The 15,703-nt window shown below is 63.9% G+C and carries 11 protein-coding genes; 10 read left to right on the top strand and 1 reads right to left on the bottom strand.

Features of this window, described 5'->3' with window-relative positions; genetic code table 11:
- The first annotated feature begins 102 nt into the window (after nucleotides 1-102).
- From HPY44_14700 to HPY44_14660, 9 genes are all read left to right on the top strand, one after another.
- Nucleotides 103-2,928 (top strand): hypothetical protein, encoded by a 2,826-nt coding sequence (locus HPY44_14700; GenBank protein ID NSW57261.1) that lies wholly within the window; start codon nucleotides 103-105, stop codon nucleotides 2,926-2,928.
- A 282-nt stretch (nucleotides 2,929-3,210) separates the two neighbouring features.
- A complete protein-coding gene (locus HPY44_14695; protein NSW57260.1) occupies nucleotides 3,211-3,978 on the top strand; it encodes a sugar phosphate isomerase/epimerase in 768 nt (255 codons plus the stop codon).
- A gap of 14 nt (nucleotides 3,979-3,992) precedes the next feature.
- Nucleotides 3,993-6,218, top strand: coding sequence for a hypothetical protein (locus HPY44_14690; protein NSW57259.1), 2,226 nt, complete (start codon nucleotides 3,993-3,995; stop codon nucleotides 6,216-6,218).
- A 54-nt stretch (nucleotides 6,219-6,272) separates the two neighbouring features.
- Nucleotides 6,273-7,277, top strand: coding sequence for a zinc-binding alcohol dehydrogenase (locus HPY44_14685; protein ID NSW57258.1), 1,005 nt, complete (start codon nucleotides 6,273-6,275; stop codon nucleotides 7,275-7,277).
- Entirely contained in the window at nucleotides 7,274-8,299 is a 1,026-nt protein-coding gene (locus tag HPY44_14680) for a Gfo/Idh/MocA family oxidoreductase (GenBank protein ID NSW57257.1), read from the top strand. The genes HPY44_14685 and HPY44_14680 overlap by 4 nt, the downstream gene beginning before the upstream one ends.
- Nucleotides 8,281-9,249, top strand: a complete 969-nt coding sequence (locus HPY44_14675) for an NAD(P)H-quinone oxidoreductase (protein NSW57256.1) — start codon at nucleotides 8,281-8,283, stop codon at nucleotides 9,247-9,249. Before HPY44_14680 ends, HPY44_14675 begins: the two co-directional genes overlap by 19 nt.
- Before the next feature lie 22 nt (nucleotides 9,250-9,271).
- Nucleotides 9,272-10,015: an SDR family oxidoreductase gene (locus HPY44_14670; protein NSW57255.1), complete on the top strand. Its 744-nt coding sequence runs from the start codon at nucleotides 9,272-9,274 to the stop codon at nucleotides 10,013-10,015.
- Between the two features lie 12 nt (nucleotides 10,016-10,027).
- The gene (locus tag HPY44_14665; GenBank protein NSW57254.1) at nucleotides 10,028-10,768 is read left to right on the top strand and encodes an SDR family oxidoreductase; all 741 of its coding nucleotides are present in this window, start codon (nucleotides 10,028-10,030) and stop codon (nucleotides 10,766-10,768) included.
- Nucleotides 10,769-10,794: 26 nt separating this feature from the next.
- Nucleotides 10,795-13,968: a DUF4838 domain-containing protein gene (locus tag HPY44_14660; protein NSW57253.1), complete on the top strand. Its 3,174-nt coding sequence runs from the start codon at nucleotides 10,795-10,797 to the stop codon at nucleotides 13,966-13,968.
- Between the two features lie 17 nt (nucleotides 13,969-13,985).
- On the opposite strand, the gene HPY44_14655 is transcribed toward HPY44_14660, so the two are convergent.
- Complete coding sequence (locus HPY44_14655; GenBank protein NSW57252.1) at nucleotides 13,986-14,939, bottom strand: hypothetical protein; 954 nt, start codon at nucleotides 14,937-14,939, stop codon at nucleotides 13,986-13,988.
- A gap of 285 nt (nucleotides 14,940-15,224) precedes the next feature.
- Here HPY44_14655 and HPY44_14650 point away from each other — a divergent pair, with 285 nt between their 5' ends.
- Nucleotides 15,225-15,590 carry a response regulator gene (locus HPY44_14650; protein NSW57251.1) on the top strand — a complete coding sequence of 122 codons (366 nt, stop codon included), beginning with the start codon at nucleotides 15,225-15,227 and terminating at the stop codon, nucleotides 15,588-15,590.
- Nucleotides 15,591-15,703: the final 113 nt, after the last annotated feature.

The following is a 15,703-nucleotide window of genomic DNA, read 5'->3' as shown; positions in this document are numbered from 1 at the left end:
CCCTCTATCTCCGAACGCGGTTGTGCGGAGGGGTTGCGGCGCTGCGGGACGAAATGGTCCCGGTGTGTCACCAACCTGTCAGTGTTCGCAAGGGAGCCTGCCATGGTGCGCAGAATCTGCCTTCTCTTCCTCCTCGCACTCACTGCCCTGCCTTCCTGGGCTGACACGTCTCCTGTGGAAATCCCCCTGGATCATCTGACTCTGCGCTGGAGCCTGGACCGAGGTCTCGTGGTCACCTGCGACGGAAGGAGCATGCTTGAAGGCACGCTCAGCCCCGTGGTCGCCTACCCGCCCGGGTGGGCGTGGAGCCAGTCGGCCTGGGGTGCCGATCGCATGTCCGCGTCCCTCGAAACCCGGGGAGAGACGCGGGTGCTGACCATCACCTGCACCGACCCGAAGATCGCCTGGACCGAGACGGTGACTGCCGGACCAGGCGACCGCTTTACCATAGCCTATGCCTTCACGCAGAACGCCTGGGACCAGGCGATGAACTACGAGACCTGCATCTGCCGCCCCGCCACCGGCTGGTTTGTGGGGGCGAAATGGCGTGCAAGTGGCCCGGGCGGCAATGCGGAGGGGCAGATTCCCCTGACCTTCGGCGGCGTCAGCAACCCCTTTGGCGGGATGACGCGGATGGAGTTCGAGAATCTGTTCGGAAAGCTGACCATCGCCGCAGAACAGGGGCTCACGCTCTTCGACTACGCACACCGCCAGAGCCTGTGGCTGGGACGTGACGATGCCTTCCCGCGCGGGGTGGAGCGAACCCTGTCAGCGGAGTTCGCTTTCGAGCCGTCGCCGCTGGATGTGGGCGGGGTGCGCATCTCCGAACTGAATGCGCCCGACCGGGCGATCGGCGAGAAGCTCAAGGTCAGCATGAGACTGGCGCGTCTGGAGGGCGGTCCTGAGACTCTGAGTGCGCGGCTGGTCCTGGACGGCGTGCAGCCAGAGGTCATTGACGAACAGGCGGTCAGCCTTGCTGACGGTCCAGTGAAAGCGAATCTGACCGTCGCGCTGCCGGGGCCAGGTCGGTACGCGAGCCACCTCGAACTCGTGGCGGCCGGGCAGGCTATCTACGTGTCGCCACCGCTGCCGGTGGAGGTGCCGAGATTGCTCACGATTACCCCTGGGCGCTTGCCCTATCTGACCGGGGAGCAGGGCGCGATTCTGGTGCGCGTCGCTGAAGAAGCCGGCGACGGCCTGCGTATCGAGGTCCGGGGGCCTGAAGGTGCGCTCGCTGAAGCCCCGGTTGTCGCAGGAAGGCCCACCAGCGTCCCCTTGGCGCTTGATGCGTTGTCTCTGGGACGCAATGCGATCACGGCAGTGCTGTGGCGCGGCGATGAGAAACTGGGGTCGGCGAGTTGCGACATGCTCATCGCCGATCCGCAGCCCAATGCGGTAATCATTGACAACGCGACCCACACTCTGATCGTGCGCGGGCTGCCTTTTTGCCCGCAGTCCTGCTATACCGACTACGGTATCGCGTCGTCAGTCGCAAGTCATGAGGCCCCGTTGGGCTTCAACACTGTCGCGCCCTACCTGCCCGGGGGCATCGCGGAGCGCCGCAACGAACGGGACAACCTGCGGCAAATGATGGACCGCTGCGCTGAAGTGGGGGTAATGGTGCAGCTTGACATTCGCGGGGCATCGCGCGCGCCGCAGGATGATGAGAAGTGGCAGTGGCTCGAGGAGGAGATCGCGGCCTTCAAGGACCATCCGGCCTTGCTGGCCTACTACCTGGCAGATGAACCGGAACTGGGCTGGGCCACGCCGGAGGAATGCGAGGCGGCGTACCGGCGCATCAAGGAACTCGACCCGTGCCATCCGGTGACCATGGTTTTCTGCCAATCGCAGGCAGCGGCGCGCTACGTGAAGGGCATGGACATCATCATGACCGACCCGTACCCGATCCCCCATGCGCCGGTGACGAACGTGGTGGACTTCTGCCGGCAGATCCGCAGCGACACCCAAGATGCGCTGCCCCTGTGGATCGTGCCCCAGGCCTTTGGCGGCGGGGAGTGGTGGAGGCGTGAGCCCTCCCGTCAGGAAGAGCGCGTCATGACCTACCTCGCGCTGATTCACGGCTGCAAGGGCGTGCAGCCCTTCATTCGCCGGCCGCCTGTGAGCAATCCCAACAATCCCGACCTGTGGAGCGAAGTCCGGCGCCTGATGCTGGAACTCTCGCAGCTGGTGCCGGCGCTGGCATCCCCCGAGGAAGCGCCGAAGGTGACCTGCGGGACGCCCCAGGTGCACGTGGCGGCGTTCAGGGAACGCGGCGCGGTGACGCTGCTCTGCGCGAATGTGGAGAACAAGCCGCTGGTGCTTGACCTGGCGCTGGAGGGTGTTGGTGACGGGGAAGCGGAAGTGCTGTTTGAGAACCGGAGAGTCCCGATCAGCGACGGCAAGTGGAATGACATGATCGACGGCTTCGGGACCCGCGCCTACCGGATCCAGGTGGACCCGCCGCCGGCGGATCTCGCGGCGCTGGACCCGGGCAACCTGATCCTCAACCCCAGCTTCGAGGAAGCGCACAACGTGGGCACGCCCGATGGAAGCTACATCAGCTCGAACGATCCGGCCGCCTCGTGGTTTGTGGACCCGCGCACGGCGGTGCATGGGCGACAATCGCTGCGGTTGTGTACTCCGGCCGAGGACAGGGGGATCAGCGTCGCGCCTTTCCCCCTGACGCTGGCCAAGGACCAGAAGTACCGCCTGTCGGTCTGGGCGCGCGGCGATCGAGACGGGCAGCGGTTCCGCCTCGCCCTGGATACAGTGCAGGGCGCGCAGGCGGAACACGAACTGACGACCCGGTGGCGAGAGTACTCTGTGGAGTTCATTGCCGATCCAGGTGGGCGCAAGAGCCCGGCACTGCGCCTGCTCAGCCCCGGACAGGCTTGGTTCGATGCCCTGCAGGTGGTGGCGGTAGAGTAGGAGGGCACGGCACATCGCGCCTCGTGCCTGATGTCAGCGCGGTCTCATGGCCACCACCGTCACGTCATCGCCGTCAGGCACGGCCTCAATTCCACGGCGGCGCCTGTTGTGTCTTCAACGCAGATGTGTTCCTCACCGCCGCGTGTCGTCCCACCGGTTCTGGCGCTCGCGAGCGCACCCTCACGCGCTGGGCAGGTCCCGAACAGCCGGGCAGGGAAAACACCGGGCAAGACGTGTGACGATATTCGCGCGTCAACCAATTCCTCGAGCACAGGAGACGATATGAGCAAGATACCGGTGGCTTTGCAGTTGTACTCGGTCCGTGGCGAGGTGCAGAAGGATCTCGCGGCGACGCTGAAGTCCGTGGCCGAGATTGGCTACGTCGGCGCGGAGCCGTGGGGGTACGACGGCTCCGTTCTCGAGTGGATGGGCCACAGCCCCGAGGCAATGCGCAAAATGTACGACGACAGCGGGCTGGCCTGCTGCGGATTCCATCTGGCCACCGCTGCGCTGCTGGGAGATAACCTGCAGCGCACCATCGAGATGAACCAGGTGTTGGGTAACAAGTTCCTGATTGTGGCCGCTGACAAGCCCCGCATGTCCTCGCGCGAGACGATCATGGAGCTTGCAGGCATCCTCAATGATGCCGCCGAGAAGCTGGCCCCCCTGGGCATGTATAGCGGCTACCACGCCCACGGCTTCGACTTCGAGATCGTGGATGATGAGATCGCCTGGGACATTCTCTTCAGCAACACCGCCCCGGAAGTCATCATGCAGATGGACATCGGCAACTGCGCAAATGGCGGGGGCGACCCAATCGGGACGCTGCGCAAGTTCCCCGGACGGGCGCGGTCGGTGCATCTGAAGGACTACGGCGCAGGCCCGGGCGGCGTCATCGGGGAAGGCCAGGCGGACTGGCCGACTATCTTTGAGCTCTGCGAGACCACCCAGCCGGTGGAGTGGTACGTGGTGGAGGAAGGCGGCCCGGACGGTCTAGGCTTCGATGTCTGCAAGCGGTCGCTTGAAGCCCTGAGGGCGATGGGCAAGTAGCCGGATCACAGCGAATGGCGAGGTGGATCATGAACCCGCTGGCTTTGATGGGCATTCTCCTGGCAGTTTCGATGGCGTGTGCGCAGGATGCTTTCTACCTTGAGGGCGAGGACTACCTGGGCGGGGCCGTTCCCGGCTGGGCGCCCGGAAATTCGGGCAGGTATGGCCGCGGGGTCTGGGAAGGCACCAGCCGTGGACGCTGCGCCACGCTGAATGAGGTCCCGGAGCCCGGTGTCATCGCCTACCATATCGGTGACGGCACGCTGCCTCCCGGGGACTACCACCTCTGGCTTCGCACCCGAGCCGGGGACAACAACCGCTCCGTAGCTGTCGCCTTCGGCCCCTTCGGTGAAGGCGAGCCGGGTCCTGCTCCGGCAGGCGTGTGCCCCGACCCAGGCGACGACGGCGCCTTCTACTGGCGCCAGACTGCCCGGGACGGCCAACCCACCGTGCTGACTGTTGCGCAGGGCAAGGATCATGCCCTTGTTCTGTCACGCGCGGGCAATGACTCGCCTTACGTTGACGTGATCGCTTTCGTTCCGGCGCGGAGCGGCTTCGTCCCACCCGACGCGCTCCCGGAACAGGGCTACTCGCCCCGCATTCGCCCGAAGATCGTGGCTGCACGCGGTCCCGCGTCCCCGAAGCCCGATCCCGATATGGCCATGTTCCGCATGCCCCAGATCGCGCCTGCGGATGGCGAGGCTACGGTGGCGCTGCAGATTGAGCCCACCGGGGCGATCTACTTCCCACTCGCGACCGCCGGTCGGTTCCACCTATACCTGAACTTGCGGGTCTCCGCCGGCAGGGGCCTGTCTCTCGACCCGCAGAGGGACCGGTTCGAGGTGCAATTCCGGGAGTTATTCTCGGGCAAGAAAGTGGACCTCGCCGTTCCGCTGGCCGGGCCCGTGCCCTCCGGTGCGACCCGTGTTCTTCCGGCCGAACTCAGCAGCGATGAGCTTCCCCTGGATCCTGGAGCCTGGCTCGTGATCGCTGATCTCGTGCGAGAGGGCAAGTCCCTCTGCGGCGGGCGAGTCGGCGCTGCGGAAGTGTATGTGCGCCGGCCGGATGAGAGCCGGGCCCACGCTCTCGCCAGCTTCCAGGTCGCCCACGCGGGCTTCAACCATGACCGGCTCTTCGGAGGGCACTTCGTGGGGATGAAGGCCCTGATCCCTTCTACCTACGACCCCTTCGCCGATGAAACCTGGCCGCAGTGGCTCAAGCTCTACAGCGGCGACACCGGCAAGTTCCTGGAGCTCTTGCACGACGGCGGATTCGGCATCCTGCATTGCGCAAAAGTCTTCCGCGCCCTGGGCGAGATCGACCGGGCCGAGTTCGCGGAACGCATCGTCACGGATGACGTGCTGTTCATCCTGGAGAAGATGGTGCAGGAGGATGGCAAAGTTCACTGCTGCCACGATGAGCTGGAGCAGAAATGGCCCGAACTCAAGGCGGGCCACTCCACGAACACCGCAGATATCCTGCAGAATGACGGCTTTGTGCTGAAACTCGCCTGCCAGCTGTACTTCCACTGCAAGGATCTGCCCGGCGGCGATGCGCTTGCCGAGCGGATCATGAAGCGCGCAGCCATACTCGCGCGACATGTCTGCGATCCGAAATGGCTGCCCTGCCAGGGCTGTTCGGTCTACGATGGACGGACAATCAGCGGGCAGGCGTGGTGGGTGCTTGCGGCCGAGGACTACACGGGCGCCGTGCCCTTGCCGGAAGCGGAGACCGTGGTGCGCAACTGCATCGCCGCGTCCACGCAGGCGGTTATCAGCCATGGTTGGTATGACCGGGGGTGTCTCGCCGAGGGCGGCTGCCATGTGGGCTACGGCGCACAGAATATCATCAACGCCCTGCAGCCTGGATCCCGGGTTGCCGACCTGATCAACCGCTCCAGCGACGCCGGCCACATGGCCCTTGCCCTGCGCAGCCTGTACAGCTTCCTGACCGAGACCAACGCCGTCATCACCGGCCAGCCCCTCTGGCGGCCCACGCGGCATTCCTCATGGTCGAACGGGCACATGTACGTGCTGTGCAGCGAGTACCTGCGCGATTTCGAAGACAACCCGCGCATCCGCGCGTACCGTGACCAAATCGGAGCGAACTTCCTGCGGGATGTCACCGGCAATGACGGCGGCATCGCGAAATGGCACGGCCTCAATGCCCTGGCCACCATCATCTATTCATGCCCGGAGTACCTGGCGTGGGAGAAGTTGAACGGCCCGGTGCTGTACTGACCCGGTGCAATCGTTCGGACCGGCAGGACGGAAGGACAAAGAAGAGAGGCTTACATGACCGGACACTATATCGTGTTTGAGTCCATCGCGAATGCAGTACTCAAGCCCTTCGACGTACCCGAACCCGGCGCGGGTCAGGTTCTCATCGAGAGCGACTACACGGTGATCAGCGCCGGCACCGAACGGGCGAACCTGATGAACCTGCCCAACACCTCGGGCGGATTCCCTTACTATCCAGGCTACTGCGGTGTCGGTCGCGTGATTGCCCTGGGAGAAGGCGTCGACAGCGTGAAAGTCGGTGACCGGGCCTTGGTCAACTTCACCGGCCACCGCTCCCACGCGCTGCAGAGCGCCGCCGATCTTACGCTGGTGAGCGATGATCGCATCGAATCCCTGGATGCGGCCTTCGTGGTCATCGCCGCCATGAGCCTGCAGGGAGTGCGCAAACTGCGGGTCGAGCTTGGCGAGTCTGTCATGGTGATCGGCCTGGGGCTTCTGGGGACTTTCGCCGCACAGCTTGCCAGGATCGACGGCGCCATTCCGGTGATCGTCTCCGATCTTGACCCGAAACGCCGAGACCTCGCTCTGCGCCTGGGGGCCGACCATGCCTTCTCGCCGGAAGAGGAGAACCTCTCCGAGAAGGTCAAGGAGCTGACCAGCGGCAAAGGCGCCGACGCGATCGTGGAAGTCACCGGCATCGCAGCGGCGCTCCAGCAGGCCCTCACCTGTGTGGCGCGGAAAGGTCGCATCAGTCTCCTGGGCTGCACGCGAATCCCCGACGCGAACATCGATTTCTATCGGTATGTGCACCTGACCGGCGTGTCGCTCATCGGGGCCCATACCTTCGTGCGCCCTCAAGTTGAGTCCTCACCGGGGTACTGGACCGCGAAGGACGACCACCGCACGCTTCTCGCACTCATCGCTGCCAAGCGGCTGCAGGTCCGGCCGATCATTTCCGAGATCGTTTCGCCGGAACGCGCGCCGCAGGTGTATACACGCCTGGCCGAGGAACCCCATCCGCCACTGGGGATCGTTTTCGACTGGAACATGATTCGATGAACCCTATCAAGATCGGACAGATCGGCATCGGGCACGAGCACGCTTCAGGGATCATGGACGCGCTGCGTCGCCTCCCCGAGTACTTTGACGTTGTCGGGGTGGTGACGGAAGACAGCCCCGACTGGCCCTCGCCCCGGTCGTATGAGGGCATCCAGTTCATGTCGGAAGAGCAGCTTCTCGACACTCCAGACCTGCAGGCAATCGCGGTGGAGACAAACAACCCCGACCTGATTCCCACTGCGCTCCGTTGCATGGAGCGCGGCCTGCACCTGCACGTGGACAAGCCCGGCGGAGAGACGATGGAGCCCTTCCAGCAGCTCATCGACGGCTGCAGGGCGAAAGGTCTGGCCGTACAGCTTGGTTACATGTACCGGGTCAACCCGGCGATCAAGTTCTGCTTTCGGGCACTGCGCGAGGGTTGGTTGGGCGAGGCTTTCGAGGTCCACGTGGTGATGAGCCGGTACGACGGGGACCACTACCGCAGTTTCCTGTCCCAGTTCGCCGGCGGCGCGATGTACAACTTCGGCTGCCACCTGCTGGACCTGGTCATCGCGATGCTTGGCCGGCCGGATAACGTTGTGCCTTTCCTGAAATCGACCCGCGACGACGGCCTCAAGGATAACGGGCTCGCGGTGCTCGAGTATCCCCGGGCCACAGCTACCGTGCGTGCAGCCATCACCGAAGTCGACGGCATGAATCATCGGCGGATGATCGTTTGCGGAACCAAGGGCACAGTGGAGATCTGCCCGCTTGAGCGCCCGGCGGGAAACTACGGGATTGACCCGCTGCACGTGCGCCTGACGCTTCTGGAAGACACCGCTGAGTACCCGGCGGGAACGCATCTGGTGGACGTGGGCGTGATGAACGGGCGATACGAGGACCAGCTCATCGAATTCGCGCGGGTAATTAGAGGGGAGATCGAGAACCCTTACTCGTACGATCACGAACTCCTGGTGCAAGAGACGCTCCTGGCCGCCGCCGGGTACACGGAATGGAGACCACGATGCACGCCGTGCTCGTAGCCGAAGATGGCTCACTCGTGTGGAGCAAAGTCCCCGATCCCGTGCCGCAACCGGGCGAGATCGTCATTGATGTGCATGCTGCTGCGCTCAACCGCGCCGACCTCATGCAGCGCGCGGGGGACTATCCGCCGCCGCCGGGTTGGCCGGAGTGGATGGGTCTCGAAGTGGCTGGTGTTGTCCGCGACGCGCCGGAGGGGGCTCGCTGGAAGCCGGGCGACAAGGTCTGCGCCCTTCTGGGTGGAGGCGGGTATGCGGAAAGGGTCGCCGTGCCTGCAACCATGGCGCTTCCGGTTCCCGAAGGGCTCTCGATGGTTGAGGCCGCGGCAATTCCGGAGGCCTTCGCCACCGCCTACCTGAACATCTGCGTCGAAGGCGGCATGAAAGCCGGTGACACCGTCCTCATCCAGGCCGGTGCGAGCGGCCTTGGAATGGCTGCGATCCAGATGGTGAAAGTTCTCGGCGGCGCGGTGATGACCACGGTGAGCAACGACGATAAGGCCCGGTTCGTCCGCGAACTGGGGGCGGATTTCGTGGTCAACCGCACCACCGACGACCTGCTCGCGGCCATGGACGAACACCCGGTGGACATCGCCCTGGACTGCATCGCGGGGCCGGAACTCGGGCGCTGCATCGAGAAGATGGCCGTCGGTGGCCGCTGGATCATCATCGCCACACTGGGCGGCCCGGTGACCGAACTGGACGTGAACCGTTTCTTCAGGCGGGGTATCCGGCTTATCGGGAGCACGCTGCGAAGCCGTACACCTGAGATGAAGGCCGAGATACTTGCGGGCATGGAACGGGCGCTGTGGGATGCCTTTGCGGCACGGACGATCAAGCCGGTGATCCATGCGACACTCCCCATTACTGAAGCCGAAGCCGCCCACGCGATCCTGGAACGCCGCGAGAATCTGGGCAAAGTTGTTCTGACGGTTCCACAGGCCGCAGGCTGATCTTGGGAGGGAAACGAGCGACATGAGGCTAGCTGGGAAAGTGGCCGTGATCACCGGAGCCGGGAGGGGCATCGGCCGGGCGATTGCTCTCCGTTTCGCATCGGAAGGCGCCGCAGTGGCCGTGGATGACATCAATGGAGAGCGCGCCGCGCAGGTCGTGGCCCAGATCGTCGAGTCCGGTGGGGAGGCCATGGCTTTCGCAGCGGACGTCACGAAGAGTGCCGAAGTGCGCGCGATGGTCTCCGATGTCGAGGCCCGTTTCGGCAAGGTGGACATCCTCGTCAACAACGCCGGTGGCGGTGCCGCGCTTCTCGGGAAGACTTCCCCGTTCAAGGACGCCGAGGAAGACGTCTGGAAATGGGTCATCGACCTGAACCTGCACGGCACCATGATCTGCATTCAGGCCGTACTGGATGGGATGGTCCAGCGACGCTATGGCAAGATCATCAACTTCGGGTCTATCGCCGGAACAGCGGGCCTGCCGAACTGGGCGGCTTACTCCGCAGCCAAAGGCGGGATCATCTCGCTGACAATGGCACTGGCGATGGAACTGGGCGAGTACGGAATCAATGTGAACTGCGTCTCGCCGGGAGCAATCTACGACGAATCCCGGCGCGACTGGACGCATGGTACCTGGTTGCGGCGCGGGGGTGAACCGGAGGAAGTCGCGGCACTGGTGGCGTTCCTCGCTTCAGACGAAGCGGCATACATCACGGGCGCGAACTACATGATCGATGGCGGTCGCACTCTGGGGCCGTTGAGATAGAAGGAGCCATTGATGAGATTTGAAGACCGCGTCGCAATCATCTCGGGTGCAGCATCGGGTATGGGCTTGCTGGCCGGGCAGCGTCTTGCCGCTGAAGGCGCCCGGGTCGTACTCACTGATGTCAACGAGAGCGCGGTCCGGGCCGCAGCGCAGGGCATCTGCGACGATGGGGGAGAGGCCATCGGGTTACAGGTGGATGTTCGCTGCTATGACCAGGTGAAGTTCTCCGTGGACGCCGCGGTGGATCGCTATGGCAGTGTGGACATCCTCATGAACAGCGCGGGCGGCGCGTCATCCCGTGTGCATGGGCGCACCGAGCCTTTCCACGAGATCCCCATCGAGATCGTGGACTGGGGCCTTGATGTGAACCTCAAGGGCGCCGTGTACTTCTGCCACGCAGTGCTTGGGCACATGATCCGGCAGAAACGCGGTGTCATCATCAATATGGGCTCTGTGGACGGCGTGACCGGCTCCATGTGCCTTGACTACGGGGCCGCGAAGAGCGCGATGATCGGGCTGACGAAGTCGATCACCCTGTATGGCTCACCCCACGGGGTTCGCTCTTGCTGCGTGTCTCCCGGGCCTGTGCTGACACGCCCGGAGATGGCGAATATGAAGACGCGACTGGGCAGAGCCGCTGAGCCGGAGGAGATTGTGAACCTGATTCTCTACTTGTGTTCCGATGATGCGGCCTTTATTACCGGCGCGAATTACATCATCGACGGTGGCCGCAGCGTGGGTGGCATGGGATGAGACAAGGCCCCCAGGGAGGCACTCACATGAGATGGCAGAGCCTGGTGCCGGCGATCCTCGGGATCATGTTCACGATCAGCTGGGCGTCATCCGCACCGGAAGACCGTCCAGGCTGGGCGCAGAGGTACCTCGCGGACCCGCCCGAGGTCTGGGACGGCTGGCGCAACTCCCTTGCCCCAAAGGGCCAGGCGGTCACGCTGACACTCTCCACCGATGGCGAGACAGACTATGTCATCGTGGTGCCCGCGACCGCAACCGCAGCGGAAACCCGCGCTGCCAGTGAGCTGCGGCTCTGGCTGGGAGAGATCACCGGCGCGGATTTCCCCGTCTCGCCCGACACCGAACCCGTCCGGGAACGGGAACTCTGCGTGGGCCGAACCAGCCGCGTCACGGACGCGGCGCGTGAACAGGAGCGCCAGGCGGGTGAAGGCGGCTACGCTATCGCAGTGGAAGGCGAGCGCGTCTTCCTGCTGGGCGAGGAGCCTGTCGGGACGATGCTCGCGGCTTTCGCACTGCTGGAAGAAGATCTGGGCGTCCGCTGGTACGTGGCGACTCCCATGGCTGGTCCAGACTGGGATGCCCGCGTAAGGGACATGAACAATGCGCTGGAAGCGCCGACATGGGCCAAAGGCGAGTCCCGCGTGGTGAGACAGCCCTCGTTGTCGGCCCGCATAGTACCCCGAACCCGCAGGCCGGGCGTGCCCCTGCGCGAGTTGGACTTCCAGATCACCTCGATGCCGTGGGGCCTGCGCAACCGCTTCAACGGCGGCTGGGCAACGCAGTACGGCCAGTATTGGTTCATGCACGGAGGGGGTGTCGCCCACACCTTCCACTGGCTGGTGCCCCCGGCGAAGTACTTTGAAGCCCATCCCGAATACTTCTCGCTGGTTGGCGGCAAGCGGCAGTGGGAGAACGCCCAGCTCTGCATCTCCAACCCCGAAGTGGCCGAGGTTGCGGCCAGGACCGCCATCGACGCCCTGCGCCCTGCCGCACCGAGACGCCGCAGGCTCGACGTCTCCGCCATGGACTGGGCCGGCCACTGCCAGTGCGACAACTGCATGGCGGTGGAACGCGAGACAGGCGCCTGGAGCGGGCTCTTGCTGACCTTCGTGAACCGTGTCGCCGAGTTGGTGGAGAAAGAAGTCCCGGACGCCACCATCAGCACTATTTCGTACTGGAACTCTAATCGCCCACCAACGGCGGACATCAAGGCCCGCTCCAATGTGGCGGTTCGGTACTGCCTGGACTGGGGCGCAAGCTTCACCTGGCCCTACCACTCTTTCTACGATGACAAGCTGGCCGAGGAGCCGCCGACGCCCAGCAACCGGCTGGTGGCCCAACGTCAGAGCTGGGCGCGCTGGAAAGAGATCAGCCCGCGCATGTTACTGTGGATGTACCCGTCGCAGTACCGGCACACCTACGCGCCGATGCCCAACATCCGGGCAATTGCCGAGAACATTCGGTTCTTCTCCGAGCAGCAGGCCGAGGCCATCCTCATCCAGCAGGGAGGGTCGGACAAGCCGGCCGAAGCGCTGCGCAACTGGGTTTTCGGGAAACTGATGTGGGACCCCACGCTCGACGTGGAGGCGTTAATCCAGGACTTCATCTGGGGCTACTATGGAGCGGCCGCGCCGGCCGTCTATGCGTATCACCAATTGCTCTGGGATTACTGTGCCCGATACACCGATTTCAGCCGGGAGCGCGACTGGATCCACGCCATCCACGACGAGGGCATGTTCGACCATGGTTTCGTAGCAAAGGCGCGGGCGATTCTTGAGCGTGCCGAGGCGGCTGCCGACAATGACACAACACGCCGCCGGGTCGCGTTGCTCAAGACCGGTGTTGTGTACGTGGAAGCGGCGAAGCTCTTCATGCAGATGCGGGACGGGCAGGAACCGCCCGACCTGAGGCACTACGCCGCGGTCGCTGATGAACTCGACGAATTGTGCGCGCGCCTTGAGATCAGTAACCTGGGCTTTTTCGACGGAAGCCGCACAATCGCAGGCGCCCGGGAGTTCCTTTCGGAGATGCGGACCGTGGCCGACAGGCGCTTTGACCAGCACCTGCTCCCGCCCGAGGCGTGGGGACCGTGGACCTTCCGGTGGGACCTCGAAGATCAAGGCGTCGCAGCGGAGTGGTTCCGGCCGGATCTGGAGGGTGCGGACAACTGGATCGCCGTGACGGTCCCCGCGTTCCTGGCAGATACCCCCGCAGGCAACCAGATCGGCTTTGGCTGGTACCGCACCACCTTCACGCTCCCGGCCGCACATGGTGGGAAGCCGATTGAGCTTCAGTTTGGTGGCGTTGATGAGCAGGCTTGGGTGTACATCAACGGCAGGCTGGTGGGGGAGCACACGCTGAAATCGGAGTTCATGCCGGGGCAGGAGTTGGGGGTGGAGGATCTGTGGGATCGCCCCTTCACAGTCAAAGTCAAGCCGGAATTCCTGAACCCGGGTGAGAACCTGCTGGTGGTGCGCATCCACAACTCCGCATATCAGGCGGGAATCCATCAGCCGGTCGCGATTCACCTTCCTGAGGATGACTTCAGAGACGCCTGCGATGGTGCATTCCTCAATGAGGACTTCGCGGATGTGGAGGTGGGGAGTATCCCAGCCGGCTGGCAGCGCGAGATCCAGGAGCGCGATGGACAGGTTTTCGGCATCGCCCGGGTCAGCCGGAGTTTCGCGAAGGCGCCGACACTGCATCTGCGGGACCAGCGATCCCATGTGGCAGTGTGGTCAGAGTCAGATGAGGTTCTGCCCGAACAGAAGCAATGGGCCGTGCAGTTTGACTTCCGGCTCACGGGTGAGTTGGTTTTCAAGTCCACTGACGAGGGCGAGTACAAAGCAGCCGACGCGGGAGCTGCCTTCGGGCTCAAGCGCGGGCGGCCCGCCAAGGATGCTGAGTTTCTACCACTGGTGCAGTTCGACAATGGCGAAAGTGCGGGCAAGCCCGTGACGCTCCTGGGCCTGGGTGAGGTGCTGGCCACGGACGTGGCCCCGAACAAGTGGCACCGGCTGGTCATCCATCGCAACGGCGCGACGTGGCGCTTTTTTCTGGATGACCAATTGAAGAAGACGATTACGGGCCGCGACAGTGACCTGCGCGGCATCGCTTTCGGTTCCTTCCGCAATTGGCCACACGTGGCCCAGGACATCCACTATGCGAACCTGAAGATCGGTCACTTCACGGAGCCGTGAGCCGCTCGTTCGCGACCCTAAGAATAATTGCCCTCCTGCCGCCAGACGTCCAGCATCAACTCATAGCGCGAGAGCCGCATGCCCGTGTAGATGCAGTTGCTGGTGGAGAAGATATACCCTCCGCCGGGCATTCCGTGGCGCAGCGCGTACCTGCATGACTCACGGACTTCCTCCTCCGTCCCAGTGTCAAGGAGCCCGCAGTTCACGTTCCCGATAATGCACAGGCGGTTGCCGTAGAGCCGCTTCACTTCAGCGATATCCACGCCGGCCTGCGGGTCGATGGAGTGGAGCGCGTGCGGGTTGCACTGCACAAGCTGGTCGATGATCGGCATGATGTTCCCGTCGGTGTGCTTGATCACGTAAAACCCCATGTCGCGCTGTCCCTGGATCAGCCTGGCGAGATACGGCGCCACGAACTCGCTGAACTGAGCCGGGCTCAGGAATGGGCCTGTGTTGAGGCAGTAGTCTGCGCAAAGCGCCAGACCGTCAAGCCCTCCATGGGCACGCAGGCGCTCGAGGTGCGCGAGTTGCCCATCCACCATGGCCGCGGCCTGGGCCTTGAGCCCGTCGGCGTCGTCCACCATGCGGTAAGCGAACTCCTGCATGGCGCCGCCGCCGGGGATGCTGAAGGTGGCGTCTCCGTGCATCATCAGGAAATACCGGTCGCCTGATCGCTCCCGGACGGCGTCGATAAGCTGCAAGACGCTCTCCAGCCGGCCCGGGTTTGGGTGCAGGAAGATGGCGCTGTGCTCGAACCGCTCAGCAGTGGCGATGTAAAGGTCGGCCATGTCCGCGATGTGCAGGCGGCGCTCCTTCTCTTCCATCTGGTCCCATTGGCCGTAGTTGCGGTGGCTTGGGTGGACCTTGCCGAAGGCCTCCATGGTGAGGAAGAAGACAAGTTCGAAGTGGGGCACGCGGCCTGTCAGTGGCCTGCGCTCCAGCGCCGCGATGAAACGCTCTCGGGGTGTCATGGGGTATTGCAATGCCTCCTGATGTGATGGCGGGTAATGTCGATGTCCTTGGCGCAGTGTCCCAGCCCGGTTGGACTGGAGCCGGTTCTTTGGCATTGTAGCACATCATTGCCGCGCCGAGGCAGAGCAGGCAATCCGCGGGCCACCGGCACCATGGCGCCCGTGAGTACGCGCAAGCTTTAGATTCCACTGATTGACCCTTGAGGGTCCGAAAACCGAAGCTGGGTATAATCAAAAACGTGCTCTGGGCCTTTCTGTGCCATCCCTCTTAGCGGGGGGGATGCCATGGATATCAGAATACTCATCGTGGAAAACGAGACGGTACAGCTGGCGGTTCTGGCCGACTGCGTAAGAAGTCTTGGGTACACTCCTGTCGTTGCCACGGGCCTGCGAGAAGCACTATCCCTTCTGTGCGGGCCTCCCCCCGAACTCGTCTTGCTGGATCTTGTGCTGGGCGACGGAAAAGGTCGCGACCTCTATCTGGCCATCCGAAAGGATCCCGAGTGGTCCGAAGTGCCTGTAATTCTCACGACCGGTCTGCCGGAGCGCGAGATGCACGAACAGGCACGCGGGGTCCAGGCACCCATGTTGCGGAAGCCCTTTGGCCTCGCAGATCTGAAACGCGCGGTGGCGATGAATCTGCCTATTTGAGACTCAATTCACGCAACTCCGGCGGCGTCTCGCCTCACATCGCGCACAACTCCTCCATCTTCGATCGCACCCTGTCTATTGCTCCAGGTCAGCCGGTGTTCCCTCAACTGCCT

The organism is Armatimonadota bacterium (assembly GCA_013314775.1).
Lineage (GTDB): Bacteria > Armatimonadota > Zipacnadia > Zipacnadales > JABUFB01 > JABUFB01.
This window is presented reverse-complemented; position numbering and strand designations above follow the sequence as displayed.